24 protein-coding genes are annotated in these 26,124 nt (G+C 57.7%); 3 read left to right on the top strand and 21 right to left on the bottom strand.

All coding sequences use genetic code 11. The features are described from left to right. Nucleotides 1-11: 11 nt before the first annotated feature. The 7 genes from iroE to LPQ25_RS13160 all read right to left on the bottom strand — a co-directional run bounded on the left by iroE (nt 12) and on the right by LPQ25_RS13160 (nt 7,441). On the bottom strand, nt 12-947 hold the full coding sequence (iroE, locus tag LPQ25_RS13190) for a siderophore esterase IroE (RefSeq protein WP_004190148.1): 936 nt from the start codon (nt 945-947) through the stop codon (nt 12-14). Between the two features lie 187 nt (nt 948-1,134). Further along, complete coding sequence (locus tag LPQ25_RS13185) at nt 1,135-1,275, bottom strand: hypothetical protein (RefSeq protein ID WP_002904814.1); 141 nt, start codon at nt 1,273-1,275, stop codon at nt 1,135-1,137. A 24-nt stretch (nt 1,276-1,299) separates the two neighbouring features. Then, nucleotides 1,300-1,539, bottom strand: coding sequence for a hypothetical protein (locus tag LPQ25_RS13180; protein WP_002904816.1), 240 nt, complete (start codon nt 1,537-1,539; stop codon nt 1,300-1,302). Between the two features lie 416 nt (nt 1,540-1,955). Further along, the gene (locus LPQ25_RS13175) at nt 1,956-2,399 is read right to left on the bottom strand and encodes a PTS sugar transporter subunit IIA (protein WP_002904819.1); all 444 of its coding nucleotides are present in this window, start codon (nt 2,397-2,399) and stop codon (nt 1,956-1,958) included. Continuing rightward, nucleotides 2,389-3,834 carry a sugar porter family MFS transporter gene (locus LPQ25_RS13170; protein ID WP_004143440.1) on the bottom strand — a complete coding sequence of 482 codons (1,446 nt, stop codon included), beginning with the start codon at nt 3,832-3,834 and terminating at the stop codon, nt 2,389-2,391. The genes LPQ25_RS13175 and LPQ25_RS13170 overlap by 11 nt, the downstream gene beginning before the upstream one ends. Before the next feature lie 734 nt (nt 3,835-4,568). Next, a complete protein-coding gene (locus LPQ25_RS13165; RefSeq protein WP_004151635.1) occupies nt 4,569-5,897 on the bottom strand; it encodes a 6-phospho-alpha-glucosidase in 1,329 nt (442 codons plus the stop codon). A gap of 11 nt (nt 5,898-5,908) precedes the next feature. After that, the gene (locus tag LPQ25_RS13160) at nt 5,909-7,441 is read right to left on the bottom strand and encodes a PTS transporter subunit EIIC (protein WP_014907604.1); all 1,533 of its coding nucleotides are present in this window, start codon (nt 7,439-7,441) and stop codon (nt 5,909-5,911) included. Nucleotides 7,442-7,708: 267 nt separating this feature from the next. Here LPQ25_RS13160 and LPQ25_RS13155 point away from each other — a divergent pair, with 267 nt between their 5' ends. Further along, on the top strand, nt 7,709-8,407 hold the full coding sequence (locus LPQ25_RS13155; RefSeq protein ID WP_004891992.1) for a GntR family transcriptional regulator: 699 nt from the start codon (nt 7,709-7,711) through the stop codon (nt 8,405-8,407). Nucleotides 8,408-8,412: 5 nt separating this feature from the next. On the opposite strand, the gene LPQ25_RS13150 is transcribed toward LPQ25_RS13155, so the two are convergent. Continuing rightward, nucleotides 8,413-9,156, bottom strand: a complete 744-nt coding sequence (locus LPQ25_RS13150) for a sulfite exporter TauE/SafE family protein (RefSeq protein WP_014907603.1) — start codon at nt 9,154-9,156, stop codon at nt 8,413-8,415. Nucleotides 9,157-9,267: 111 nt separating this feature from the next. On the opposite strand from LPQ25_RS13150, the gene LPQ25_RS13145 reads away from it, so the two are divergent. Continuing rightward, nucleotides 9,268-10,152, top strand: coding sequence for a LysR family transcriptional regulator (locus LPQ25_RS13145; RefSeq protein ID WP_014907602.1), 885 nt, complete (start codon nt 9,268-9,270; stop codon nt 10,150-10,152). A 111-nt stretch (nt 10,153-10,263) separates the two neighbouring features. Next, complete coding sequence (locus LPQ25_RS13140; RefSeq protein ID WP_014907601.1) at nt 10,264-11,139, top strand: NAD(P)-dependent oxidoreductase; 876 nt, start codon at nt 10,264-10,266, stop codon at nt 11,137-11,139. A gap of 82 nt (nt 11,140-11,221) precedes the next feature. Here LPQ25_RS13140 and LPQ25_RS13135 read toward each other — a convergent pair whose 3' ends face one another. The 13 genes from LPQ25_RS13135 to alsE form a co-directional block, all read right to left on the bottom strand. Then, nucleotides 11,222-12,379, bottom strand: coding sequence for a CdaR family transcriptional regulator (locus LPQ25_RS13135; protein ID WP_014907600.1), 1,158 nt, complete (start codon nt 12,377-12,379; stop codon nt 11,222-11,224). Then, nucleotides 12,376-13,551: a glycerate kinase gene (locus LPQ25_RS13130; RefSeq protein WP_014907599.1), complete on the bottom strand. Its 1,176-nt coding sequence runs from the start codon at nt 13,549-13,551 to the stop codon at nt 12,376-12,378. Before LPQ25_RS13130 ends, LPQ25_RS13135 begins: the two co-directional genes overlap by 4 nt. A 13-nt stretch (nt 13,552-13,564) precedes the next feature. Continuing rightward, a complete protein-coding gene (locus LPQ25_RS13125) occupies nt 13,565-14,935 on the bottom strand; it encodes an MFS transporter (protein WP_004176181.1) in 1,371 nt (456 codons plus the stop codon). A gap of 76 nt (nt 14,936-15,011) precedes the next feature. Beyond that, the gene (locus tag LPQ25_RS13120) at nt 15,012-15,890 is read right to left on the bottom strand and encodes an SMP-30/gluconolactonase/LRE family protein (protein WP_004190127.1); all 879 of its coding nucleotides are present in this window, start codon (nt 15,888-15,890) and stop codon (nt 15,012-15,014) included. Nucleotides 15,891-15,903: 13 nt separating this feature from the next. Continuing rightward, entirely contained in the window at nt 15,904-17,241 is a 1,338-nt protein-coding gene (locus tag LPQ25_RS13115; RefSeq protein ID WP_004143425.1) for an MFS transporter, read from the bottom strand. 135 nt (nt 17,242-17,376) lie between these two features. Continuing rightward, nucleotides 17,377-18,567: a thiolase family protein gene (locus LPQ25_RS13110; protein WP_004151639.1), complete on the bottom strand. Its 1,191-nt coding sequence runs from the start codon at nt 18,565-18,567 to the stop codon at nt 17,377-17,379. Between the two features lie 11 nt (nt 18,568-18,578). After that, the gene (gene fabG, locus LPQ25_RS13105) at nt 18,579-19,313 is read right to left on the bottom strand and encodes a 3-oxoacyl-ACP reductase FabG (RefSeq protein WP_014907596.1); all 735 of its coding nucleotides are present in this window, start codon (nt 19,311-19,313) and stop codon (nt 18,579-18,581) included. A gap of 11 nt (nt 19,314-19,324) precedes the next feature. Further along, entirely contained in the window at nt 19,325-20,917 is a 1,593-nt protein-coding gene (locus LPQ25_RS13100; RefSeq protein WP_004179836.1) for an acyl CoA:acetate/3-ketoacid CoA transferase, read from the bottom strand. Then, nucleotides 20,914-22,470, bottom strand: coding sequence for a class I adenylate-forming enzyme family protein (locus tag LPQ25_RS13095; RefSeq protein ID WP_014907595.1), 1,557 nt, complete (start codon nt 22,468-22,470; stop codon nt 20,914-20,916). Before LPQ25_RS13095 ends, LPQ25_RS13100 begins: the two co-directional genes overlap by 4 nt. 248 nt (nt 22,471-22,718) lie before the next feature. Next, a complete protein-coding gene (locus tag LPQ25_RS13090) occupies nt 22,719-23,108 on the bottom strand; it encodes a VOC family protein (RefSeq protein WP_004176179.1) in 390 nt (129 codons plus the stop codon). Nucleotide 23,109: 1 nt separating this feature from the next. Then, a complete protein-coding gene (fucP, locus tag LPQ25_RS13085; RefSeq protein WP_014907594.1) occupies nt 23,110-24,444 on the bottom strand; it encodes an L-fucose:H+ symporter permease in 1,335 nt (444 codons plus the stop codon). Nucleotides 24,445-24,480: 36 nt separating this feature from the next. Continuing rightward, on the bottom strand, nt 24,481-25,422 hold the full coding sequence (locus tag LPQ25_RS13080) for a ribokinase (RefSeq protein WP_014907593.1): 942 nt from the start codon (nt 25,420-25,422) through the stop codon (nt 24,481-24,483). A gap of 11 nt (nt 25,423-25,433) precedes the next feature. Then, nucleotides 25,434-26,123, bottom strand: a complete 690-nt coding sequence (gene alsE / locus LPQ25_RS13075) for a D-allulose 6-phosphate 3-epimerase (protein ID WP_004151641.1) — start codon at nt 26,121-26,123, stop codon at nt 25,434-25,436. Nucleotide 26,124 lies beyond the last annotated feature (1 nt).

Raw genomic sequence — 26,124 nt, 5'->3', positions numbered from 1 at the left:
GCGTAAGGGCGTTACTGATGCGCAAGCGCTGCCTGCCCGGAAAGATGCAGCAGCGCCGAGCGCAGCGAGACCTCGAACATCTGACCGTGCGTCAGGCCGGGATAGCGCCAGAAGGCTACGGTCAACCCTTTACTGGCAAGCTGCTGTTGGGTTTGACGCAACACCTCAAGCGAGGCCTCGTGCCCGGACGGTTCTCCACGGGCTTTACCGTCACCCTCGAGTAGGTACAGCGATTTCCCTCGAAAGCGGACGGCATCAAGACTTTGGCTTGCCTGCAAAGGCGATTGCAGGGCCTGACCTAGCGACGGGCTGGCGGAATAGTAGATCCCGAACAGCGAAGCCTTCCTCCACGCGTCGAGCACAAACAATCCGCCGTAGGAGTGGCCCCAGATAGCGCGCTGGTGGGGATCTATTTTCAGGTTAGCTTCCGTCTGGGGAACCATCGTTTCGGTCAGCAGCTGGCGAAAAACATCATTGCCCCCGGTTTTACGCGGCGGTAGCGCGGGTTTCCCGGCGCGAGGCTCATGCGTCTTTAGCGGTGGGGTGTAATCCCAGGCACGGGCTGCGGTATCAAAGGGCAGCGCGGTCTGGTAGCCGATAGCGACGATCACCGGCGGGGAGCCGGCGAAGAGCTGCTGCAGAAACGCGTCGTCGAGTTTATCCATCACCGCGTTGCCATCCAACATATACAGTACCGGATAGCCGGCGGCGGGCGGGGCTTTGTCCGGCACTGCGGTCCATACCCGGTAGTGACGTTCGCCATCGGCAGAGTCATACTGGCGTTGCGTAAAGTGGTAAAACGCCGACCCTTTATCCGCAATGTTCGGCCCCAGCGGCTGAAGATCCGGCCGGGCAATACTGCCGCTGCTGTAGAAGAGTGCGCCAATCGCCAGCGTCAGCAGCCCGCTCGTACGACCTGTTGTGATGCTCCCTGAACTCAACTTCACCTCGTCTGTCCCCCTGTTTTGTTGCTTCTGGCGTTATTGTTGGGCTGACACGTTAGCACAGCTTTTATGATAATGGTTCTCATTTATTTTTCTGGCGTTGCCACAAACTGTATGCTGGGGGAGCGGGTGACGGGATAAACGGAGATGACGAAGAGAAGGCCCCCTGTAGGCGGTCATAAAAGAAAATTCAGGAACGATCGTGAAGGTGACTCAACAGTTTTTTGACCAGCGGAGTGAGCGCAATAAACAGCAGCGCAATAATTACGATCAGCAAGAGCGTCAGCCCTTTATGGTGGCTGATAAGCACCAACAGCATCGCCAGCGTCATGGTATGATCCTTTAATAAATGGCGTTAACCACCGCCAAGGTGAATAAAATTCAACAAAATGGTCATGACCACCCAGGCCAGCAGCAGATAGCGTCGTTTATCGCGTCGAGCTTCCAGCGCAGCAAAATAGTTAGCGCTGTACCAGGTCGATATGATAATAGCCAGCGTGATGATGACCTGCCAGATCGCCTCGCTGAAACCGGTGACGCTGCTTATGCCACGAAAGCAGAGGACAATCGCAATACCGTTAAACGCATTACACATCAGCCATCCCCACAGACTTGCGGGTCGGCTAAATAAATATCCCAATCGTAAAACCAATGTCGTATTCACCCTGCTAAAATAATCGCGCTGTAAAATGCATTTTAACGATCGAACAGGTATTGATATAAATCAAAACTAATGGAATACCGCAGGAATCACTGGCGTACGGTGCTAACAGCGCGAGCAATAAACCTGAGGGTCAGTAGCCCTGGAGAATATTTAAATCATTGTTTTAATGGGATTTTGGTTATGAGATACCTGCGGTAACGTGCGTACTTCAAGCAAGTAGCAATACGTTGGTTTCTCTGGTTATTATTGCCATTGAGGTTATAACGGGGAGAATCAGATTATTCGCCATGTTTGCTGGGCGAGGGGTGAAAATCCGACCGGGGCCAGAGCTCCGGTCGGTGTCATACTTAATGGGGCAAGGCGTTATGCTGCAGAATTTTCAGGAAATCATGTTTGTCGGAGATTAATGACAGTGCGTTAGCGATCAGCTCATCGCTAAATATCGAGGCAATTTCCTTGAGTACGTCAATATGCTCTTTCTCTTTCGCGATCACGCCGATGGCAATAAACATTACATTGCTCCGATCCCAGATTACGCCATCAGGAAACTGATAGATCTCAATCCCGGTTTTAAGGATGATATCCGTCGCGGATTTCGGCAAATGCGGCAGGGTGATGCCATTGCCTAAAAAGGTCGAGACCTGATGTTCACGCTCCAGCAGAAAGTGGACACATTCCTGATTGACATAGCCTTTGGCTTTAAACTCCGCGCCGATCATGGCGATGACTTCCGCTTTATTACTGGCTTTGCAGCCAATATGCAGATTATCCAGCGTGATGTTATCGATCATAACCAACCTCCCTGGTGAGACGAGTGGATTTTTTATCTTCATGGTTTGCTGACAGCTCTGCTTCTAACTGCTCAAGCGATTTATTGGAGGTCTCGGGCAGGGCAAAGACCACGAAAAGAATGGCTAAATAGTTAATGGCGGCGAAGATAAAGAAGACCGGCCCAAGGCCCAGTTTTGCCTGCAGCAGCGGGAACAGATAGCTGACCACCGCGTTCATGATCCACATGAAAAATACCGAGATCCCCATCGACAGTCCGCGGAATTTCAGCGGGAACAGTTCGGCTAATACCACCCAGGTAATAAAGCCCATGGAGCCCTGCATCACGCCGACGAACAGCGCGCCCAGCAGCCAGATGGCGGTAGCTTTCAGGTCACCCACCAGGGTGTAATCGACAGCGGCGATAATCAGATGCAGGGTTGCCATAATGGCGAAACCGTAGATGATGATTGTCTTACGTTTGAAGCGGTCGACAAGGAACAGCACCCCGATCAGCATACCGCCCACGGAGAAAACACCGTTCAGCACGTTGCAGATCAGCGAGGTTCGTTCGGAGAAACCGGCGGCACTCAGGATTTCCGTACCGTAATACATAATGACGTTAACGCCGGTGGTTTGCTGCAGTGCGGCCCATGTAATGCCGACCAGCAAAATTTTGAGGATCCAGGGTGTTTTGACGATCGTCGCAAAGGTGCTCTGGGCGCTGTACTTATTACCAGCTTCAATTTTGATCAGGGTAGAGATGTCATCGTACTCCTTCTGCGCGCGTTCCGCCGGGCGGATTTGTTTGAGGATATGCAGCGCTTCATCATGACGATTTTTGCTGATCAGCCAGCGCGGGCTTTCCGGCGCGCGCCACATGCCAACGAACAGGCAGATGGCCGGAATCGCTTGTACCAGCAGCATATAGCGCCAGACGTCCGGCAGATGGCCCCAGATGATGCCAATGATCGCGTTGATGGCAAACGCCGCCAGCTGGCCAATGACGATGGCGACTTCATTCAGGCCGGTCAGCTTGCCGCGCATCTCGGTAGGCGCCACTTCTGAAATAAACGTGGGGGCGGTGACCGAAGCGCCGCCGACGGCATAGCCCAGCAGGGCGCGGGCAATCAGCAGGGTAGTGATATCGGGGGCCGCGGCGGAAAGCAACGCGCCGATGAGAAAAACAAAGGAGAGAAAGAGTAAATATTTACGCCGGCCGAAGTAATCGGCAAATTTGCCGCCAAACACGCTGCCCAGCGCGGCGCCGACCAGCAGAACGCTCATTACCAGCCCTTCGGTGGTTGGGGTCAGCGCCATGTACTGCTTCAGTGAGGAAAAGGCGCCGTTGATAACGCCGGTGTCGTAACCGAAAAGCAGGCCGCCGAAGGTGGCCACTAAGGTGATCTGATGAAGTCGTTTTCTCTGTTGCTGGTTCAGGTTTGTTATAAATGACATGGTAGTCCCTTTATTTTGTTGAACGACACAAGATAAAAATACATCTCCCCAGTCAGGATTTATCACGCCTGTGTTGTCGTATCTAACTGAATTAAATGATTTTCTTCTTTGTGTAATTGCTCAGCACAAGGCAGGGTACGCTAAGCAATGGCGGTCAAAGAGGTTTACGGCTTGGTGTTGACATGGATGTAGTCGATATCCGTTCTCCTTTGCGGGTTAGCGGTCTTTAGTGCGTCAGTCGCGACGACATTTGCCGATGAACAGCGCTCTGGTGTGGCACGTTGCTGTCGCTCCGGCGATTTACCGTGGTAAGAATATGGCACAAAGAAATGGAATGAACATGCAACAAGATCACATTATGAAAATTTAATTTCAAATCAGTGTTGCAGAATGGTAAATGCATGAAGCCAATCACAAAGGCTAAAGGGAGTATATCCCCATGAAAAGCAGGTTAAATTTACAGTGAGGTAATAACGATGTTGTTTTCAGTGGGTTAATGTAAATCGAAGAATACTACGCAGATCACATTTTTACGCCATATTATTGAAGAATAGAATTTATATTTCATTGTCACGATCGGGGCAAAATGAAGATAGAGGCCTTTTACCTCCGGTCTGAAGGGGGAAATGAGCGGTTCGGGGGAGGAGGTTAAGGATGAATGCATCACCGGGGGAAACACCGGGTAAAAATGCAGAGAAGGTGGATTCTCTGCATCTTTCCCATCACGAAAAAGATCAGTGCAGTGCGGGCCAGTAGCCTTCGTTGGCGACGATCAGTTCATCGAGGATGGCTTTCGCCACCGAAGCGCTGGGCACCGTTTTCGACAGGGCGATGGCCTGCCACAGTTTCTGGTAACTGCCCTCAATCCAGGCGTCAACCACCAGTTTCTCAACTGCCACCTGCTGCTCCATCAACCCTTTCTGGAATGACGGGATTTTCCCCATCGCCAGCGGTTCCGGACCGTTAACGCCCACCAGGCAGGGGACTTCCACCATCGCCGTCTCATCGAAGTTGGCGATGGCTCCGTTGTTCTCGACGATCAACAGCATCCGCTCCTGGGTGTTAAAGGCGATGGCGCAGGCGAGGTCGACGATAAAGGTGGCATGGGCCCCGGCATGGAAATGCGCGCCTTCCGCCGTGCCGCGACGGGTGATCTCCCGGGCCATATCAAAGACCTCTTTTTCGCGTCCGGCCATCACCTCGTTGGCCCGCGTAAACTCCGGGTCGGAATGCGCCACTTCATAGTCCGGGTAGAGATAGTATTTCAGATAGGTGTTAGGCAGCGTCGTCGGATCGAGGGCAAACACATCCTTCACCTTTTTAAAGGTCTCGATCCAACTCGGCGCCTTATGCTGAAAGTCTTCTTTTGGGCTGCTGTATCCCTGCTCCGCCACGTGACGCTTCAGCGCCGGCATCAAATCGTTACCGGCTTTATCGGTGATGCTGGTCCACCAGCCGAAGTGGTTCAGGCCATAGTAACGAACGTTCAGCGCTTTGCGCGACGGCAGGCCGAGGATGTCGGCGAACAGACCCTCGATAGCCACCGGCATATCGCAGATGTTGATGATGCGCGCGTCGGGCCGCAGGCGACGGGTCGCTTCCGCGACGATAGCCGCCGGGTTGGAGTAGTTGAGCATCCAGGCCCCTGGAGCGTACTGCTGCATATAATCGACCAGCTCCAGCACCCCGGCAATCGAGCGCATACCGTAGGCAATCCCACCCGGACCACAGGTCTCCTGGCCCGGCACGCCATATTTCAGCGGGATCTTTTCATCCTTTTCCCGCATCTCATACAGGCCAACGCGAATATGCGCCATCACGAAATCGACGTCGGTAAAGGCCGCCTGCGGATCGGTGGTATAGCTGAACTTAACCTGTGGGAAGCGTTCAGCCACCAGGATGGCGCAGGCGTCGCCGATAGTCTTCTGACGCTGGTGATGGTTGTCGTACAGACGGATCTCCCGCAGGGGAAAGCGCGACATATTTTCCAGTAACATCATCACAATCCCAGGGGTATAAGTACTGCCGCCGCCGGCAATGGTGACCACAAAATTATCTTTCATTTACCACCTCGTTATTCAGTAACACCCAGACTGGCGTTGACCGCCGTTCGAATTTTGTTAACTCCCAGACCATAGATAACCTGGACATGGTTTCCTTTAATCAGCACGCTGCTCCCGCCGCTCTCTTTCAACAGCTTCTGCTGGATAAGGGCGGGGTCCCGCACATCAATCCGCAGACGGGTAAAACAGTTGCCCACCGCACAGACATTCTCTTTCCCTCCCAGCCCGGCAATCACCAGCGCGCCTTTATCCGGATGCTCGCTATTAGCCTGTTGCGAATGCTCATCTTCGGCTGCGGTTTCTCGGCCCGGGGTGAGCAGCCGCAGACGGGTAATACAGAAGGTGCCGACCAGGTACATGGTCGCGGTTTCCAGCAGACCGAGGGCGACAAACACCGGCCAGCGCGTCGCGCTGACTCCCGCCGGGAGGTTATAGACGACGAAATCGATGAGACCGTTAGTGGCGCAGACCCTGACGTGAAGCAGCCAGGCCAGCATCTGGAAAAAACCGTCCAGCAGGGAGTAGATAAGCCACAGCAATGGGGCGGTGAAGATAAAGAGAAACTCAAAAGGTTCGGTGATCCCCACCAGGACGGAGGTAACAATCAAGGGGATCAGCGTGACTTTCAACCGCTGCTTATTCTCCGCTTTCGCCGTACGGTAGAAGGCGAGCGCCATGCCGGCGGTGCCAAAAATCTTCACCATCCCATAGGTGAGGAAACGGGCGGAATCACTGAGCGCGTCAACGGGGTGGAGGGCGATTTCGGCCAGGAAAATAGGCTTAGCGCCAATGACGGTCTGACCATCGATCAGCAGCTGACCGCCGATAGAGGTAAAAACGAACGGCGACCAGATCAGATGATGCAGCCCGGTGGGGATCAGGAACCGGTTGAGAAAGCCGTACAGGAAGACCCCGATGGCGCCAAAGGATTTCATAAAGCCGGTCAGCGCCGAGATGCCCAGCTCCACCACCGGCCAGAGATAGACGGTGGCGATGGCGAACATGCCAACCAGCGGCAGCATCACGATCAGCACCAGCTTACTGTTGCCGTAGATCGACAGCGCGCCGCGAAACTCAATCCCAACCACGCGATTATGGACAAAGGCGACAGCGCAGCCAAGGATAATCCCAAGGAATACGCCCATATCGATAACCTGAAAACCGAAGATAAAGGTTTGTCCGCTGCCGTACAGTTGCGCGTTGGTGGCTCCGGTCGCCAGGCGATGGGTGAGGGTTAGCCAGCTATTATTCGCCGCCAGGTACATCAGCCAGGTCATGGCCGCCACGAAGGCCGCTTCGGCCTTGCGGGTTTTCGCCAGACCGCTGGCCAGCCCAAGGCAGAACAGAAACCCTAGATGGTTCATCAGCGCCCAGAGCATACTGGAGACAAATTTCCCCACCAGGTAGAGCCCGCTGCTTTCATCCACCCACAGCCGGTTGGTCGTCATGCTGAACAGGGCGATCAACAGGCCGATAGCTGGCAGATACAGCACCGGCCCGATCATCGCCTTGGAAAAATCCTGAAGCTTTTTCACTCCAATCATGGTTGTCCTCTCGTCTTTGCAGACCGCTGTCATCACCTGATGAATAGGCTTATCAGACTAGGAGCAGACCACCGGGAACCCGAGCAGGAAAAGGGCCATCTGTGACGAAAGTCATATATATTGTTGCTGGACAGATATATAAATATGGCGTGATTTATAGATGTGTCATTGTTGATTTTTTCGCTGCAAGATAAAAATAATAATTTAATTACATGAAGTTATTCATGTCTACCGTTGACTGGCGCCACTCCATCGAGACATCTAAAAGTGATTTATAAAAAGATTGCCACTGAACTGAAGGCCCGCATCAACAGCGACGACTATGCCGTCGGCGATATGCTGCCCAGCGAAAAAGCGCTCGCCGCGGAGCTGAAGGTCTCGGTGATGACGCTGCGCAAAGCGCTGGCGCTACTGGAGGAAGAAAAGCTGATCGCGCGGCGGCACGGCAGCGGAACCTGCATTGTGCGTAAAAGTAACTATCATGGCGGGGAACTGGAGGGCTTTAACTACCAGATGCAGGTGGTGGGCGTCACCAACTACCGTAACAAAGTTATTGAATTTACGCTGCTTGATGCCCCGCCAGCCATTGCCCAGCAGTTAAAGATCCAGCCGGGGGAGAAAGTGTATTACGTCAGACGGCTGCGGCTGATCGATGAGGTCCCAATCCTGGTGGAAAACAGCTATATCCCCTTCGCCACCTTCCCCTGGCTCAGCGTGGGTAACCTCGAGCAGTCTAAGTTCAACTATTTCAAAAAAGAGTGCCATATCACCATCATCGAGAGCCACCGCAGCTATACCCCGGTGCTGGCGACCCGTGAGCAGGCGGAGCTGCTGCAGGTGGCGCCAAACAGCCTCCTGCTGCGGGTGCAGTCGATCAGCTACGCCCAGAACCGGGCGATCGTCGATTTCTCAGAGATCTACCAGAACACCAGTAAGTACAATGTGAAGCACATTACCCGCCGCTAGAGGATTCAGACCAGCCATCCCCGGGCGATCAGCTCTATCCCCAGCGCCAGCAGGAACAACAGAAAGCCCTGACGAAAGCGCTGCGGGCTGAGACGCGAGCGGATCCGCTGTCCCAGCCACATGCCGAGCAGCGCCGGCAACAGCGCCAGCGTCGACAATAGCCATGCATCATCATGCCAGCCATCGTGCAGGGCGAGGCCAGCCGCCAACGCCAGGGTGGAAAGGGTGAACGACAACCCCAGGGCCTGCACCAGCTCGTCGCGACGAAAGCCCAGCGCCTGTAGCCAGGGAACGGCCGGAATAACAAATACCCCGGTCGCCCCGGTGATAACGCCGGTCAGCCCGCCCATGAGCGGCGACAGCCACTTCTCCACGCGGCCGGAAACCTGAAACACCGGACTGCAGAGCGCATACCCGGCATAGACTATCAATGCGGCGCCAAGCGCCAGCGCCGACCACCGAGGATTGAGGCCGATCAGCAGTGAGGACCCGGCCAACGTGCCAATAATAATCCCGGTCATCATAAGCCAGAGACGGCGTACAATCTGCGCCAGCGCCGGGCCTGCCAGTAACTGCCAGAGATTGGTGAGCAGCGAGGGAAGCACCAGCAGCGCCGCTGCGGCCTGCGGCGGCATCAGCAGGCCAAGCAGGCCCATCGCCACGGTGGGCAATCCCATGCCGGTCACCCCTTTGACCAGCCCGGCGGCAATAAAGATCAACAGGAAAGAGATCGTGTGTAAATCGAACATTATGGCTCACTTTTCAGGGTAGAAAGGGGCATTGAAACAGCTGGTCGTGAGGGCCACAATGCGGTATGTTGGCCATAGACTACGGAAAAACCGAAGGGAAAGGAGGGCCTGATGCGACTGGATCTGGCCGATCTGCGGCTATTTATCGCCATCGTGGATACCGGCAGTATCACCGGCGGAGCGGCGAATGCCCATCTGGCCCTGGCGTCCGCCAGTGAGAGGCTGCGCAAGATGGAGGCCGAGATCGGCGTGCCGCTGTTGCACCGTCATGCCCGCGGGGTGACGATGACAGAGGCCGGGGAGGTACTGGCGCGCCATGCCCGCCCGCTTCTTGCGCAGCAGCAGCGTCTGCGCCAGGCGATGCACGCCTTCGCCTGCGGTCAGCGGGGGACGCTGCGCCTGTTCGCCAACACCTCGGCGATGTCGGCCTTTCTGCCGGGGAAGCTCGCCGCCTGGATGGCAGCGCACCCGGCGGTGCAGATCGAAACCGAAGAACGCACCAGCGCGGATATCGTCAGCTGTATCCTGGCGGGCGTGGCGCAGGCCGGAGTGGTGTCCGATGCGGTCGACCCCGGGCCGCTGCGCCTCGATCCCGTCGCTGACGACCCGCTGGTGCTGATCGTGCCGCCAGCTCGCCCTCTGGCCGAAAAAGAGGAAGTGGCGTTTGCGGCGGTGCTCAACGAGCCGTTGGTCGCCCTCTATCAGACCAGTGCGCTACAGCAGCATATCGAACAGCACGCAGCTGAACTCGGCCAGGCGCTAAACGTTCGGGTCAGGATGAGCCATTTTGCAGGGCTTTGCGAGATGGTGGCGCACGGCGCCGGCGGGGCGATCCTGCCGCGCGTTATTGCCGAGCGTTGCCGGCAGCGCTATTCGTTTGCCGTCATCGGGTTACAGGACCGCTGGGCGCAGCGCCGTTTGTGCCTGTGCTACCAGGATGACGCCAGCCTGTCGCCAGCGATGCGCCGCTTACTGGAATGGCTTCGTCAGCCTTGAGAATATCAGTGACAGCGTCACTTTTCATGCCCGTTATTGCTACTGACATCCGTGCCAGAGATGCGATAGTAGAGGTCCGTTTTTATTAAGACGCGAATCAGGACAGACAAGATGAGTACATTACCAAAGGTCGCGGTGCTGGGACTCGGCGCCATGGGACACGCTTTTGCCAGTAACCTGCTGAAAAACGGCTTTACCGTTGCCGGCTGGAACCGTTCGCCAGCCCGCGGCGAAGATTTACAGGCGCATGGGTTATCTCTGCACGCCACGCCGCAGCAGGCGGTGGCCGATGCCGAGGTGATCATCAGTATGCTCGCCGACGGCGAGGCCACCCTCGAGGTACTGGCGCAAATCGCGCCCGCCTGTCAGCCGCAGGCGATCTATTGCCAGATGGGCACCATTGGCCTGCCGGAGACCCGGCAGGCCATCGCGTTGTTGCGGGAACTTCAGCCAGCGATGACCTATATCGATGCCCCGGTGTCGGGGACCAAAGCCCCAGCGGAGAAGGCACAGATCCTGGTGCTCGCCAGCGGAGATCGGGAAAAGGGCGCCGCTGCCGAACCGGTGTTTGCGGCTATCTCCCGCGCGACGCAGTGGTTTGGCGAGGCGGGCAACAGCCAGAAAATGAAGCTGGTCCTCAATGCCTGGCTGATTTCGATGATGCAGGGCATCGCGGAGAGCGCCCAGCTGGCGAAGACGCTGGGCTTCACCCCCGACCAGCTGTGGAGCGCCCTGGAAGGCGGCCCGCTGGCGGCGCCCTATGTCAAAGTGAAACTGGACGCCATCGCCAGCGAGCAGTTTACCCCGCAGATGCAGCTGGCGCATGCCCTGAAAGATGCCCGGCTGGCGCTTTCCCTGGCCGAGCCGCACACCATGCCGGGGCTGGAAAACATCGCCGAACTGTGGCAGCAGGCGGCGGACGCGGGATATGCCGGAGAGGATTTGTCTGCGGTATATCAGTGGCTGTCGCCGTCGTCAAAAGCGTAGTTTCCTACCCACGCCAGGAAAGAAGTGGCCATGGTGGCCACTTATCCTGGCGGATGGGGCATCAATTCGAATCTATCGTACGTTAGCTTAAGCTATCAATCCATTCGCTCTGGCGCGGATTCAGCCGGCGATAACAGTGTACCGACACCGCCAGCTGCGTCAGGTCGGTGAAGACCATCGGATCGAGCTGTATGTGCTTTTTAATTTGCTGCAGCCGATAGGTGAGCGTATTACGATGAATCCCCAACAGCAGCGACGTTTTGCCCGGTTCGGCATTATTGGCAATAAAGCTGCTCAGGGTATCCAGCAGTACTTCGCCGGAATCATGCTCAAGCAGCTGGCGTACATTATTGATAAAAAAATTGACCATATAGCTGTCTTCCAGCACCCTGAACAGGCAGAGCATTGCCATTTCGCGAAAGTAGTAGATCTGCCGCTGCGGCTGCACTTTGCTACCCACTTCGATCACCGAGCGGGCGAACCGAATGGCCTCGCGAATGTCCGGGGCGCTGTCCGCCTGCACGCCAATCCCGATATGGTAATGGCTTATCTGATTACTCAGTACAAACTCAATGCCCCGCAGCAGGGTTTCCTGGGCTTCGCTTAGCGCGTTGAGGATCAATATTTCATGGCTGCCCAGCAAAATAACGTCACTTACGCCGGAGAGCTGCGAGAATTCCCGCAACAGCGTACTCAGTATGTCGCTTAACTGATGCTGTTCGACCTGCACGGTCACTACGATCGGAACCCGCGGTGTATCAAAATCGAAACCAAGTTCCAGCAGGCGATGAAGCGCTTCTTGCCCGGCGGGTGTAGCCCCTTGTTCAAGATACTGACAAAACAAGGTGTCACGCAGACGTTGCCGCCAGTTGGTTTCCCGCATCTCTATGGCCTGGCGGACCAGCAGTTCGGCGGTGAGCACCGCCAGTTCAGCATAGCGGCTTATCGCCGCGGGATCGCCGCTGATGCCTACCACCATCACCACGCGATCGTCATAGATAATGGGATGATTAATACCAGGATGCACGTTGTGAAAACGCGCGGCTTCCGCGGCGTTGTTAATACAAATGCGTTTCCCGGTGCGTATTACCTCTTGGGCGACTTCATGCTGTTCGCCGATACGATGCCGTTCACCTGAGGCAATGATCTGTCCATGATGGTCAATCACATTCACGTTATGATGAATTATCGCCATTGCCCGGGCGACAATTTCATTAGCCAGCGCTGTTGTAATAATCATACAGTTATCCGCTTATGTGCCTCTCCGCGCCACCCGCTCAGAAAGGTTCGTAGAACATTCTCCGCGGCGTCGGCGAGGAGCGGTTCGCATGTGTTCATCGACTCTGCCAGCGCCATAGGGCGCTGGCAAATAGACCACATTGCGTCAATATGGTGTTGATATAATTGCCGGCTGCTCTCATCACGCCCGCCGCAAAGGGCCACAACCGGCACGCCATGGCGTGCGGCTTTGCCTGCCACGCCCACCGGGGCCTTACCAAAGGCGCTCTGCCGATCGAGCCAGCCTTCACCCACGATCGTCAGCGCGGCATCGCGAAGATGGTCGTCGGCGTTAAGCAGCTCCAGCACCAGGTCAATGCCCGGACGCAGCGTGGCGCCGGTATAGGCGATAAGCGCAGCCCCCATACCGCCCGCGGCCCCGGCGCCGGGCCGCTCGCTGGCGTCGAATCCGAGGGTTTGCGTAAGCAGCTGGCTATAATGCGCCATTCCCGCCTCCAGCTCGCTGAGCGCCGCCTCGTCCGCGCCTTTCTGCGCCCCATACACCCAGGTGGCGCCATGCTCGCCAAGCAGAGGGTTAGTGACATCGCAGGAGGCCTGTATTTCGCTTTGCTGTAGACGCGGGTCCAGACCGCTCAAATCGATGCGCTGAATATGCGCCAGGTCCTGACCTGCCGCGGGAGCCGGCAGCAGGGTGCCGTCCTTACGCCAGAAGCGCGCGCCGAGCGCCTGGGCAAAACCGATGCCGCCATCGTTGGTCGCGCTGCCGCCCAGGCCGATAATCAAATGCCGACACCCGGCGTCCAGCGCCGCCTTTACCTGTTCGCCCAGCCCGTAGCTGCTGGCCTGACGCACATCCCGCTGCGCTGGCGGCGTGAGTTCGAGCCCACAGCTTTGCGCCATCTCGATAATGGCCCGCTCGCCGGGCAGGATCAGGAAATCCGCCTGCAGGGAGAGGCCATAAGGCGAGGTACAGCGCTGCTGTTGCCACACCGCCCCCTCAAGCAACGGACTATCCGCCAGAGTCGACAGCAGTCCCTCTCCGCCGTCGGACACGGGCATTTCGACCAGCTCCAGCGTCTGGTCAACCCGGCGCAATCCCTGGGCTACCGCTGCGCAAGCGGCCTGCGCGCTACAGCTACCTTTAAACGAATCCAGCGCGATAACAATCTTCATACGTTCTCCTGCGTTAATGCGCTTTGCGCGGCGTTTTATCGGTGGTCATGAGCTGTAATAACATCCCCAGCAGCGCACATCCCGCCATGGTAAAGAAGGCGTAGATATAACCCGCTGGATTTTCCCAGCCGCCGCCAAACTGAATGAGCCAGCCCATAAGCAATGGCGAAATGCCGCCGCCGATAAACATCGCCGTGGTGATGATTCCGTTAGCGGTAGAGGTGGCGCGTTCTTCGGCGGAGTCCGACGCCATGGCGTAGTAGATAGGCCACACGGCGTTGGCCACCAGGCCAAAAAATAGCTGAATGGCGATAAGGCGCGGCATATTGGTGGCGAAATAGAACAGCGCAATGCCGATACTCATCCACAGACCGCAGACGATCAGGGTTCGTTTACGGCCAAAGCTATCCGACAGCCAGGGCCAGATTACCTGACCCAGGGTACCGGTAAGCGTGAAGATAATACTCAGCCCGGCGGACGCCGCCAGCGACAGGCCGGAGACGTGATAAAGATACGGGGGCAGTACAACGTTAATGCCCATATAGACGATTTGCGTCAGCAGGGTATTGCCCGCCGTCAGCGAAATATTGCGGTTGCGCAGGGTGCGTAAAAAGGTCTTCATCCCTTCGCCTTTGGCGACATGGCTGCTTTCCTGCGTCGCCGGGCGCGTCAACCCCTGGCTGTCGATATGCTGATAAAGCGTGTTGATGCGGTCGGCGGTAGAATATTTTGCCCAGAAGATCATTAGCGGGATGGCGACGAGCAGCGCCAGCAGGAAGCAGTAGCGCCAGCTGCCTTCGCCAAACGTGGCAAGCACCAGGCTTGCCACCACGCCGCTCAGCAGCGCGCCAATCGGATAGCCGGTATGATGCACCCCCAGCGCAAAACCACGCTTCTCTTTCGGCCACCACTCCGCGGTGTTGCTGACGCCGACGGGTTCGCCCCAGCCGGCCCCAAGGTTGACGCCCACGCGCAGCAGCACAAAGGCCGTCAGCCCGTGGCTGATCGCTTTAATCCCGGAAATAAAAGACAGCGCGGTATAGCCCAGCACCAGCGGTACCTGAAAGCGCGCTCGTTTCCAGCCAGACCCGTAGCGATCGCTCCAGATGGAGCCGGGAATATCCAGCACCGCAAGGGCTACCATGATCAGGGCGACGATATTGCCCCACTGTTCCGGCGAGAGCGAGAACTCCTTAGAGATGACCGGGCCAAGGCGCAGGATCATCTCGCGATCGTAGGCGTTAAGCACCCAGATTAGCCAGCAAACCAGTAGCGAAACCCAGGAGAAGCGATGTATCAGCCGCTTTTTGCCACGTTGTTCACCGGCAGGTGTGTGATTGATTGTTGTCATAGTCGTGTTTACTCCGCGGCGTCGCGACAGCATGATGCGCGCCGCCTGGTGTCAGGGTCAGAGTCAGTTCGCCGGGTATTATTGTTATCGCGGCGAGCCGGTGGTTCGTTTAGCCGGCGAAGCGCCGTTCCGCTACGCCGGTCACGCCCAGGTCGTAAATGGCGAACAGGCTGCCGCGCAGCTGATTATCTTCCGGGAAGCGCGGCAGGGGCGGCTGCGCCATGGAGGTGACGTACAGCACATCAAGGTTTTCGCCGCCGAACATCACGCTGGTCACTTTTTTCACCGGCATCTCAATGATGCGATCGACCTTGCCCTCCGGGGTATAGCGCACCAGCTTGCCCGCGTAGACCAGCGCGTTCCACAGATAGCCTTCGCTGTCCACGGTGGCGCCGTCCGCCGCGCCGCCTTCGCTGCGATCGACATGGCAAAAGACCCGTTCGCCGGAAAGATCGCCGGTCGCGGTGTTGTAGTCCCAGGCGCAGATTTCGCCCGTCCAGGTATCGGCAAAATAGAAGGTCTCGCCGGAGGGGCTCCAGCAGGGGGCGTTAGAGACGATAATGTCTTTCTTCAGCACGTGCAGGGACAGATCGGGGTCCAGGCGATATAGCGCGCCGCTCGGTTCCTCTTCGCGCATATCCATTGACCCGAACAGAAAGCGTCCCTGACGATCGACTTTGCCGTCGTTGAGCCGGTTAAAGGGTCGGTCCGCTTCCGGATGGTGCAACAGCGTCAGCTCGCCGCTGGCGAAGTCGAGCAGATGAACGCCATTCTGCAGCGCCACCACCGCGCCTTCGCCGCTCTGGCGCAGGGCGAAAGAGCCAATTTTCTGTCGCACGTCCCAGCTCTTGATCGCGCCGCCCTGCGCGTTGCAGGCGAACAGGCGCCCGTCGAGGCTGTCCACCCACCAAAGACGCTGCTGTTCGACATCCCAGACCGGGCTTTCGCCGAGTCGGGTTTTTAAATCCAGTAACACTTCAATGCGCATAATGGCCTCCTGATTACACTTTTTCGCCGTGGGCCTGTTTCGCCGATACGGAACCTGGGGATGAGGAACTTTTGAGAAACAGGGACACCAGCGCGCCGATAATCAGTAGCGCGACAGCGAACCATAAGCCGGACGTTGCCGCACCGGTGCGGTCCTCAAACGCGCCGAGAATAAACGGCCCGAGAAAGCCCCCGCACAGCCCGAGGCAGTTGAGCAGGCCGAAGCTGCCCGCCAGCATATGCCCGCTCATGATGGACGGGAGCCAGTTAAAGATGATGGATTGCATAGCGAAGAACATGAAAGCGGCCAGCGAGAAGCCAAGCAGCGCCACACCGTGGCCGGCAATGGCGCCAATCGCCATACCGGTCGCCATGACCAGATATCCGGCCATCAGCATGCTGCGGGAACGCTGTTCCGTGCGGGCGAATCGCGGCAGCAGGATCCCACCCGCGGCGGCGGCAATCCACGGGATGGCGGTCAGCAGACCAATCTGCAGCGGAGTAAGCTGGCCCCAGCTACCGATGATCCCCGGCAGGAAATAACTCAGGCCGTAAACCGAAAACTGGTGGGTAAAGTAAATCAGCACCAGCAACAAAAACACTCGGGTGGACAGCGCGGTTTTCAGGGAGAAACGGCTCGGCGTATGGCGTGTTTCCTCGGCTTCTTTCGCCAGTACCGCGTTAATGGCTTGCACATCGTCGCTGTCCAGCCAGCGGGCGTCGGCTGGTTTATCCGGCAGTCTGCGCCAGACGACGAACGCCAGCGCTATCGCAGGCAGCCCTTCGATAAAGAACATCCACTGCCAGCCGTGCCAGCCGGACATGCCATCAAGGCTTAATAACAATCCGCCCAGCGGCGCGCCGATAATATTGGCCAGACAGACCCCCAGCAGGAACAGGCCGGTGGCTTTTGCGCGCTCTTCGCGGCCAAACCAGAGGGTGAGGTAGTAAATAATGCCCGGATAGAGTCCCGCTTCGGCGGCGCCGAGCAGAAGGCGCATCACGTAAAAGGACGTAGGCCCGGTGACAAACGCCATACCGCAGGAGAGGATGCCCCAGGTAATCATGATGCGAGCTATCCAGCGCCGTGCGCCAATCCGGGTGAGAAACAGGTTACTGGGGATCTCCAGCACTGCGTAGGTGAGAAAAAACAACCCGGCCCCGAGGCCGAATGCGGTTGCGGAAAGGCCGATATCCACCGACATGGTCGCTTTCGCCATGCCAATATTGGTACGATCAATAAAGCTGATGATGTACGCCACGATAAGCAGCGGCATCAAATGGCGGTAGATTTTTTTATGGGTGCGTTGCAGCTGCGTCCCGTTTACCGCCTTTTCATTTATTGCGGACATGGTTATTATTTCCCCGTATTCGTGGTCAGAAGCCTTGCCGGGATCGAGACGATCCCGTTCGTCAGCTCACAGGTTGTCGCCGGGTGCTGACCCGAACGACGCCCGGCCCGAAGCCCCACTTCGGGCCGTCTTTTGCTAAGCGCCTTCGCGCTCGAACAGCATAGAAATCCCCTGGCCGCCGCCGATGCACATGGTGACCAGACCAGTGCGTGCGCCGCTGCGCGCCATTTCATACATCAGTTTGACCGGCAGGATCGCACCGCTGGCGCCTACCGGGTGGCCGAGGGCGATCGCGCCGCCGTTGACGTTAACGCGGGCCGGGTCGAGACGCAGATCGTTCATCACCGCCAGCGCCTGAGCGGCGAAGGCCTCGTTGAGTTCAATTAAATCAATGGACTGCACATCTATATTGAGACGGTCCATCAGGCGTCGGGTGGCGGGAGAGGGACCAAACCCCATAATCTCCGCCCCGCAGCCGGCGACCGCCCAGCCGCGAATGCGCATGCGCGGGGTTAAGCCGCGTTTTTCCGCCTGCTGGCGGGTCATCATCACCAGCGCCGCCGCGCCGTCGTTAATGCCCGATGAGTTGGCCGCCGTCACCACGCCGTCGGCTTTAAACGCCGGACGCAGCGTGGCGAGCTTTTCACGCGGGGTGTTGCGCGGGTGTTCATCGGTCGCAAACAGGCGGGTCGCTTTTTTGCCGTCCGGCACCTCAAGGGCCAGGATCTGCTCGCGAAAGCGACCTTCCGCGATCGCCTTCAGCGCCTTCTGCTGGCTCGACCAGGCGAAATCGTCCATCGCTTCGCGGGTAATACCGAAGCGTTGCGCGACGTTTTCCGCGGTGATGCCGTTGTGATAAGGGCCTTCCGGCCAGGTGAGAATGGAGATCAGGCCATCTTCCAGCTCGCCGTGGCCCATGCGATAGCCATCGCGCGCTTTACGCAGGTAGTAGGGCAGCTGGGTCATATTTTCAGTGCCGCAGGCGACGACCACCTCGGCCTGGCCGCTTTGCAGCTGCATCATGCCGTCCGCCAGGGCCTGAAGTCCGGAGCCGCACTGGCGGTTAACGGAATAGGCGGTGCTCTCCTGCGGGATCCCCGCGCGCAGCTGACAGATGCGGGCGATAAAACCGCTTTCGGCGATTTGCCCGACGTTGCCGACGATCGTTTCGTCGATATCCTGCGGCGCAATCCCGGCGCGGGCGATCGCTTCGCGAATGACGGCGGCCCCAAGGTCATGCTGATGGGTATGTTTAAGACTGCCGTTAAACGTGCCAATAGCGGTACGGACGCCGCTGACAATCACAATATCATTAGCCTGGGTCATTGTTTTTCTCCTTACAGCACCATGCCGCCGCCGACGTTAATCACTTCACCGTTGATATAGCGCGCGCCATCGGACGCCAGAAACGCCACACACTCGCCGACGTCTTTCGCCTCGCCGGCGTAACCCGCGGGAATTTTGCTGACCATGATTTGCCAGACGTTTTCCGGTACGCCGCGCGTCATGTCGGTATCGATAAAGCCCGGGCAGATGGCATTCACTGTGACACCTTTTTTCGCCAGTTCGCGGCAGGCGGTTTTGGTCATTCCCACCACGCCGGCTTTTGACGCCGAATAGTTGGTTTGCCCGACGTTGCCAAGCCAACTGGCGGAAGCGATATTGATAATGCGGCCCGCACCGCGCTCGCGCATGCGGATAGCGGCCTGCTGCATACAGAGGAAAGTGCCTTTCAGGTTAACGTCGATAACCGTGTCCCAGTCCGCTTCCGTTAATTTGTGCAGCATGGCGTCGCGGTTGATTCCGGCGTTATTCACCAGAATGTCTACCGGGCCAAACGCCTCTTCGGCCTGGGAAAACAGGGCTTCGACCTGCGTTTTTTCAGCGATATTGCAGCTGATAAACAGCGCCTGTGCGCCCGATTCGCGCAGGGAAGCGGCGGCGGCTTCGCCGTGTGCATCACGATCGGCGATAATCACTCGCGCGCCTTCCCGCGCAAGCACCTGGGCAATGCCAAAGCCGATACCGCGTGCGGCGCCGGTGACAATGGCGGTTTTACTGGCAAGTTTCATAGCAACGTTCCTTATGAGTCAGAGGATGAATTCCGGGACAGATGTTCCGCGAGACCGCAGGGCGGCGGGGCGAACAATCGGCTGTCCATAACCTGAAGATCCGCGGCGATCGCCGGATGAAAATCCATATGCGCCAGGATGTCGCGCTCAAGATCGATACCGGGGGCGATTTCCGTCAGCACCGGTCCTTCCGGGCGCAGTTCGAAAACCGCCCGTTCGGTGACATAATGCATGGTTTGTCCTTTGGCGCGGGCCAGTTCGCCGTTGTAAGAAATCTGGTTTACCCCGGCGACGAATTTACGCACCTCGCCTTCGCGGCGGATATGCAGCGCCCCGTGTTCACAGGCGATCTCCAGCCCCTTGGCGGTAAAAGAGGAGCAGAACACGACGTGGCGGGCATTCTGGGTGATATCGATAAAACCGCCCGCGCCGGGGCAGGATGCGCCGAGCCGTGTGGCATTGACGTGCCCGTGCGGGTCCATCTCGCCGGCGCCCATAAAGGTGATGTCGACCCCTGCGCCGTTGTAGTAGAGCATTTGATCCTGGTGGCTAATCATCGCGCTCAGATTACGGCCGATACCAAAATCCACGCCACCCGCCTGCTGCCCGCCGTAGATCCCTGACTCGACGGTGATGGTGACCTGCTCGCCGAGCTGTTCCTCGTGAATGATGGCGCCAATCACGTCATTGGGAATACCGGTGCCGAGATTGATGACGCAGCCGGGGGTCAGATAGCGGCAGGCAATCCGCCCGATAAGCTTGCGCAGGTCCAGCGGCAGCGGCGCATTCTGCGCGGCGGGCAGCTGGATATCGCCGCACAGCGCTGGGTCGAAGGCCCAGCTTGAAGTCTGGCGGTGATCCGTCTGCGGCTCTTCGCACACCACAATGGCGTCGATCAGGTTGCCGGGAACGGTGATGCTTTTCGGATGCAGCGAGCCTTTCGCTACGCGATATTTCACCTGCGCCAGCACCTTCGCCCCGTAGCGTCTGGCGGCGAGAACGGCGTGCAGGACTTCCAGCTTCATCACCTCTTCATCGGTCGTGAGGTTGCCGTCTTCATCAGCATGGGTGCCGCGCACAATGACCACGTCCAGAGGAAGAGCCGGATAAAACAGATATTCGTCGCCGCGAAACGTGACGTGCTCGATCAGATTGGGTCGTTCGCGGGTGCGGGCGTTCATCCTTCCGCCCTCTATGCGCGGATCGACAAAGGTACCGAGACCGACGGGGGAAAGCCGCCCCGGCAGTCCGGCGGCCATCGCGCTATAGAGATGAACGATCTGCCCCTGCGGCAGGCACCAGGCTTCCACTTCGTTGTTGTTGATCATCGCCATCCAGCGCGGCGCCAGGCCCCAGTGCGAACCGATAAGGCGGGTCACCATACCCGGATGGGCGAAGTGCTGGATACCGCGCTGGCGATCGCTTTGCCCTGCGGCATGCAGTAGCGTCAGGTCACGCGGTTCGCCCGCGGTCAGAAAGCGCGCTTCGATGGCGCTTAAAATGGACTCCGCCGCGCCGATAAGCGTCATCCCGACGGTGCAGACGGTGTCGCCGCTGGCGACCCACCGCGCCGCCTCATGGGCGTCGATAAATTTGCTGCTCACTTTTTATCCTCCGTTGATAGCGTGATGATGGATTCTGCGAGACGCGTTTTGAGCTGCTGTTTGCTCACTTTGCCGTTGTGGGTACGCGGTAAAGCACGGGTGAAAATAATGCGCGCCGGTAGCTTAAAACGGGCGATTTTGACCTTCAGCCAGTCGAGGATCTCTTCGCTGGTCAGGTGATGCTGGCCATCCGGCACGATAAACGCCACGGGCTCTTCGCCGTAGACCGGGCTGGGGGTCGGGATGACGGCAACTTCCCGTACTCCCCGATAGGTAGAGAGAATGTTTTCCAGCTCCAGTGAGTAAATTTTCTCGCCGCCGCGATTGATCATGTCCTTGCTGCGGTCTTTGATGTACAGCCAGCCTTCGTCGTCGAGATAGCCCAGATCGCCGGTACAAAACCAGCCCTGCGCATCGCAGCTCGGGCGTCGCTCGCTGTGCTGCCAGTATTCGCGGATCACCACATCGCCTTTTAGCCAGATATGGCCGATTTGTCCGGCGGGGAGGGGCTGCTGGCGATCGTTGCGGATGGTAATGGCGAGACCCGGGATCGCCTGACCTGAACTGCCGCATTTATCGCTGCCCCAGACGTCGCCCGGAAAAATCGTCGCAGGCGAGGTCGTTTCGGTGAGGCCGTAGATTGGCTGAATCGCGGTATGCGGGAACAGGGTTTTTAACTCCTTGATCAGTCCATCGCTCAGGTGGCCAGCGCCGCAGGCAATCGTGCGCAATGCCGGAAAATCGCTGGGATGGCTGGCGCTCTGCTCACGCGCAGCCTGGCAAAGAAGGATAAAAATGGTGGGCGAGCCGTGCAGAAAGGTAATGTTCTGCTCGCGCAGGGTGGTGATCACCTGCGGGGCATTGAACCGATGCTGCAGCCAGATGCTCGCGCCGAGGCTAATAAACAGCGCCAGCAGCGCCGACAGGCCGGTGATGTGATAGATAGGCACCGCCAGGATGGTGCTATCCGCGGCGGTGAGATTCAGTTTTTGCGTATAGGCGTCAATCGCGCAGAGCAGGTTATTGTGGGTGATAATCGCCCCTTTAGGCTCTCCGGTGGTGCCGGAGGTGAACATCATCACCGCCGTATCGTCGCGGTTAACCGGGACCGGCGGGCGGGTCAGCGGTTCGGGAAGGCAGAGCGCCTGCCATTCGGTGAGTGAAACCGCACGCGCGTCAGGGGTGTTTTTCAGCCAGTCCTGTACGGTCGCATCGAACAGGACAACCCGGGGAGCGATATGGCCTACCAGCGCCTCGCTTTCGGCCTGCTTAAGCTTGGTGCTGAAAGGCACCACTTCGATGCCCAAACCCAGCGCGGCAAAAAGGACTTCGCAAAAAGCGGGGTGATTGCCCCAGGCCAGCAGAATACGGTCGCCTTTGCGCAGCGACCAGCCGCGATCAAGCTGCGCCATCGCCCGCTGTACCCGCAGATGAAAATCGCGGTACAGATAGCGCCGATCCTCAAACGCCAGCGCCAGGGCATCCGGGCTGCGGGCGGCGCTGTGGCTCAGGGCCTGGTACAGATTCTGGAAGTCGGCGGAGGTGCTGTTCATGTGTCTCTCCTGATATCGCGTATTGAGTAGGAGTAGTCTGGGGAAATTCAGGAGAGGAAATTGCCGAATGGCTCACAATAGAAAATCAACAAAACAGAAGCAATTTTGTAACATTGCACAATGGGCAGGAGAGACCGGGTGGGGGAGAGATATCCGCGAATCAAACCGACGTGAATAATGCCAGAGGACGCTATCTTTTAGACCCGTGTTAACCGGGCCTAAAAGAGTGAAGGGGTCAGCCCTGCCGCTTAGCGTTTACAGGCATCGAACTCGAGCCGTTCGCCATCGGGGCCGCGAATAAGCAGGAAGCGCACGTTGTCTTCTTCTATCGGCCCTTCATCGAGCGGATAACCGAGCGCCGCCAGCCGCTGCTGCACCGCATCCAGGTCGCTGACTTCCAGCGCCAGATGATCGATACCGCAGCGAGGGGCGTCAAAGGGCGTTCCAGCGGGAAGCTGATACAGCTCGAGGACGGCGCCCGCCATTTCCAGGAACGCAACTTCAATAGTGCCCTGTGGCGATGGCTTGCTAAACCGCTGCTGGCGCTGAAAGCCCAGCGGTTCATAGAAGGCAAGCGAACGCGTTAAGTCACTGACCTGATAGCCAATATGAGCAATCGTGTTGATAAGTTCGCGCATGTTATACCCCCTTACGCACGCACCAGAAGCCGTAGAAAGCGACATACACAAAGCACAGGAGCGGAGCGATAAAGGCGATTTGCATATTGCCGCCGTTCATATCCGAGATAATGCCCATCACCAGCGGAATTACGGCCCCGCCGATAATCGACATCACCACGATCGAGCCTGCGGTCTGGGTATCTTTCCCCATCCCTTTGATCACCAGACCAAAGTTCGTCGGCCAGCATGGCGCCATACAGAAGCTGACCAGAATGAGCGCATAGACCGCCAGCATTGAACCGCTGAAAACGGCAATCAGTAACAGGGCGGTGGCGGCCAGGGCAAACGTTCCGAGCAGCATCGCCGGATTCAGACGGTTCATCAACCAGGTGGCCACGGTTTTTCCCACGGCGTAAATCACCAGAGAAGCCAGCAGCCAGTAAGTCGCGGAGTGCTCGCTGGTGCCTTGCTGCACGAGCTGCACAAAGCGAATCGTGAAGCTCCATACGCCAACCTGGGCGCCGACGTACAAAAACTGCGACAGGATCCCGAGGCGAAAGCGCGGGATAGCAAACAGGCGTTTCAGCGTTGGCCCCATGCTTTCCGTCGGGAGTTGTTGCTGTTGAGCGGGCGCGCCCTTGCACGACGGGAATTTAATAAACACGAACACCAGCGCCAGCACCACCAGTACGGAGCCGATAATCAGATAGGGCCCGACCACCTGACTGACCATCTGATGGCGGGCAATGTCTGCAGCGGAGGCGGGCATCGCCAGCAGTTGTTCATGACTCGGATCGTTTTCGCCAAAGACCATCAGCTGGCCAATCAATACGCCGGAGATCACGCCCAGCGAGTTGAAGATCTGCGAAAAGTTAATACGCTGGGTGGAGGATTGAATCGGACCCAGCAGGCTGGAGTAGGTATTTGCCGACGTTTCCAGAAAAGAGAGTCCGCAGGCGATCACTCCGAGGCAGGCGAGGAACGCGCCGTAGGTCATGATCTGTGCGGCCGGAACGAACAGGAAGCAGCCGAGGGCGTACAGGCACAGCCCAATAATAATCGCCGCTTTATAGGAGAAACGCTTAATCAGCGCCGCCGCGGGCAGGGCGACAAAAAAGTAGCCGAGGAAAAAAATCGACTGCACCAGCGCTGTCTGGGTATCCGTTAAATCGAAGCCCTTTTTAAACTGGGCGATCAAAATATCATTCAGGTTGCCCGCCATCCCCCATAGCGCAAACAGGCAACAGACCAGTAAAAATTGCAGCCAGGGGGTATGGGGTAAATACGCACTGGTGTCCAGTTTTTCTTTTTGGACCGCTGCGTTATCGACCTTATCCGTGATTAGCGTACTCATTGAGCTATCCTCTTAATGTTTTTTATACAGTAGGGTTTATGCCATTTCATAATCAGCGGCGGCACGGAGAAGCCGTTCCTGTGCCTCCAGGTACTCAGGTAAAGATGAGGCGCCTTGCTTTTCGACACTGACGGCGGCATAGGCCGCCGCGAATCGGGCTGCGGCCTGTAGCGGTTCCCCGCAGGCCAGCCGCGCCGCCAGCGCGCCGTTGAAGGCATCGCCCGCACCGGTGGTGTCGCGGGGGTGAGAAGGAAAGCAGGGAACACGAGATTTCACTCCCAGCTCGCTCAGCAGGGCGCCGCTGGCGCCGAGAGTGATAATGACGTTGCGCGCGCCCTGAGCATGTAACACGTCGGCGGCCTCAGCCGCGGCCGTCAGACTGTCAACCCTGCGTCCGGTCATTAACCCGGCCTCCGTGGCGTTCGGTGTAAGTAAATCCACTTTGCTTAGAACGGCGTGCTCAACGGGCTGCCAGGGCGCGGGATTGAGTATTACCAGGGCCCCGGCTTGTTTGCCGGCGTCTATGACCTGTTCAATAGCAGAAAGATTGTTCTCCAGCTGAACCAGAACCACATCCGCGCAGCCGATAGCGGGAATGCAGCCGGCGATTTCATCATCGGTCACCGTCATATTCGCGCCGGGATCGACGGCAATCATGTTTTCGGCATCGTTACCGGCGACATAAATCAGCGCATTGCCGGTGGGGATCTCTTCGGCGACCAGCAGCGTCACAGCATTGAAGCCCACGCCTTTCAGATGACGGCGGGCAAAATGGCCGAAGGTGTCATTGCCAATCTTGCCGATATAGTGGACATTTGCTCCCGCTTTTAGCGCGGCGGTGGCCTGGTTCGCCCCTTTACCTCCGGCGCTGGTCATACTTCCGCAGGCCACTAACGACTCACCTGGTACCGGAAAGCGATCCACCCTGGCGACCATGTCGAAATTGAATGAACCAAAAACACAGACTTTTCCTGACATCATTCGCTCCTCTATACCAGCTCGGGGGAGTGCAGCGCGGCGGACAGTTCGCGGGACATGGTTTCCCAGGCCAGCTCGAGCGGCATATCAGCGCGGAATAAACCGCTGCTGCCCATCACTAATATCTGTGCGCCGGCGCCCAGCAGCGCGCGGTAGGTGTTGCGGTTACAGGAGCCATCGACTTCCAGCAAGAAGCGGAGGCTGCCGGTCTCTTTGAGCTGATGAAGCTGCGTAATTTTGGCGAGCATTTCAGGAATAAACGGCTGACCGGCATAGCCTGGGTCGACGGTCATCACCGTCACCTTATCGAGCAGATGCAGATAGTGCTGGATGCTCTCAACCGGTGTGGCGGGATTGAGCACCATTCCCACCTCTTTCCCCGCCTGACGAAGCATATTGATAACCCGGAACGCTTCGCGGCAGATGGTCTCCGGATGCAGTGAGAAGGCGTCTGCGCCGGCGTCTAACAGCGCCGGTATAAACGAAGCGGGCGCTTCGACCATCAGATGGACATCGATAGGAAGCGAGGTGTAGGGACGGATCTGCGCCACAAAGCTGGCCGACAACGCCAGATTTTTGACATAGTGGCCGTCCATGATGTCGACATGCAGCCTGTCGGCTTTGCTGTTTAGAAATCGCAGCTGTTCCGTCAGCTTCATCATGTCCATACACATCAGCGAGGGAGAAAGGTAATAACGCATA

Origin of the sequence: Klebsiella sp. KPN54798, assembly GCF_021184225.1 — a bacterium.
Taxonomy (GTDB): Bacteria; Pseudomonadota; Gammaproteobacteria; order Enterobacterales; family Enterobacteriaceae; genus Klebsiella; species Klebsiella pneumoniae.
This window is presented reverse-complemented; position numbering and strand designations above follow the sequence as displayed.

Coding starts and splice junctions, on each gene's coding strand:
- LPQ25_RS13125 (WP_004176181.1), bottom strand. CDS start 14,935: ATGCTGTCGCGACGCCGCGGAGTAAACACGACTATGACAACAATCAAT.
- LPQ25_RS13175 (WP_002904819.1), bottom strand. CDS start 2,399: ATGATCGATAACATCACGCTGGATAATCTGCATATTGGCTGCAAAGCC.
- LPQ25_RS13150 (WP_014907603.1), bottom strand. CDS start 9,156: ATGTTCGATTTACACACGATCTCTTTCCTGTTGATCTTTATTGCCGCC.
- LPQ25_RS13110 (WP_004151639.1), bottom strand. CDS start 18,567: ATGACCCAGGCTAATGATATTGTGATTGTCAGCGGCGTCCGTACCGCT.
- LPQ25_RS13160 (WP_014907604.1), bottom strand. CDS start 7,441: ATGATTGGAGTGAAAAAGCTTCAGGATTTTTCCAAGGCGATGATCGGG.
- LPQ25_RS13140 (WP_014907601.1), top strand. CDS start 10,264: ATGAGTACATTACCAAAGGTCGCGGTGCTGGGACTCGGCGCCATGGGA.
- alsE (WP_004151641.1), bottom strand. CDS start 26,123: ATGCGTTATTACCTTTCTCCCTCGCTGATGTGTATGGACATGATGAAG.
- LPQ25_RS13095 (WP_014907595.1), bottom strand. CDS start 22,470: ATGAACAGCACCTCCGCCGACTTCCAGAATCTGTACCAGGCCCTGAGC.
- LPQ25_RS13165 (WP_004151635.1), bottom strand. CDS start 5,897: ATGAAAGATAATTTTGTGGTCACCATTGCCGGCGGCGGCAGTACTTAT.
- LPQ25_RS13135 (WP_014907600.1), bottom strand. CDS start 12,379: ATGATTATTACAACAGCGCTGGCTAATGAAATTGTCGCCCGGGCAATG.
- LPQ25_RS13145 (WP_014907602.1), top strand. CDS start 9,268: ATGCGACTGGATCTGGCCGATCTGCGGCTATTTATCGCCATCGTGGAT.
- LPQ25_RS13090 (WP_004176179.1), bottom strand. CDS start 23,108: ATGCGCGAACTTATCAACACGATTGCTCATATTGGCTATCAGGTCAGT.
- LPQ25_RS13130 (WP_014907599.1), bottom strand. CDS start 13,551: ATGAAGATTGTTATCGCGCTGGATTCGTTTAAAGGTAGCTGTAGCGCG.
- LPQ25_RS13180 (WP_002904816.1), bottom strand. CDS start 1,539: ATGTGTAATGCGTTTAACGGTATTGCGATTGTCCTCTGCTTTCGTGGC.
- fabG (WP_014907596.1), bottom strand. CDS start 19,313: ATGAAACTTGCCAGTAAAACCGCCATTGTCACCGGCGCCGCACGCGGT.
- LPQ25_RS13120 (WP_004190127.1), bottom strand. CDS start 15,890: ATGCGCATTGAAGTGTTACTGGATTTAAAAACCCGACTCGGCGAAAGC.
- LPQ25_RS13080 (WP_014907593.1), bottom strand. CDS start 25,422: ATGTCAGGAAAAGTCTGTGTTTTTGGTTCATTCAATTTCGACATGGTC.
- LPQ25_RS13185 (WP_002904814.1), bottom strand. CDS start 1,275: ATGACGCTGGCGATGCTGTTGGTGCTTATCAGCCACCATAAAGGGCTG.
- LPQ25_RS13170 (WP_004143440.1), bottom strand. CDS start 3,834: ATGTCATTTATAACAAACCTGAACCAGCAACAGAGAAAACGACTTCAT.
- LPQ25_RS13115 (WP_004143425.1), bottom strand. CDS start 17,241: ATGTCCGCAATAAATGAAAAGGCGGTAAACGGGACGCAGCTGCAACGC.
- fucP (WP_014907594.1), bottom strand. CDS start 24,444: ATGAGTACGCTAATCACGGATAAGGTCGATAACGCAGCGGTCCAAAAA.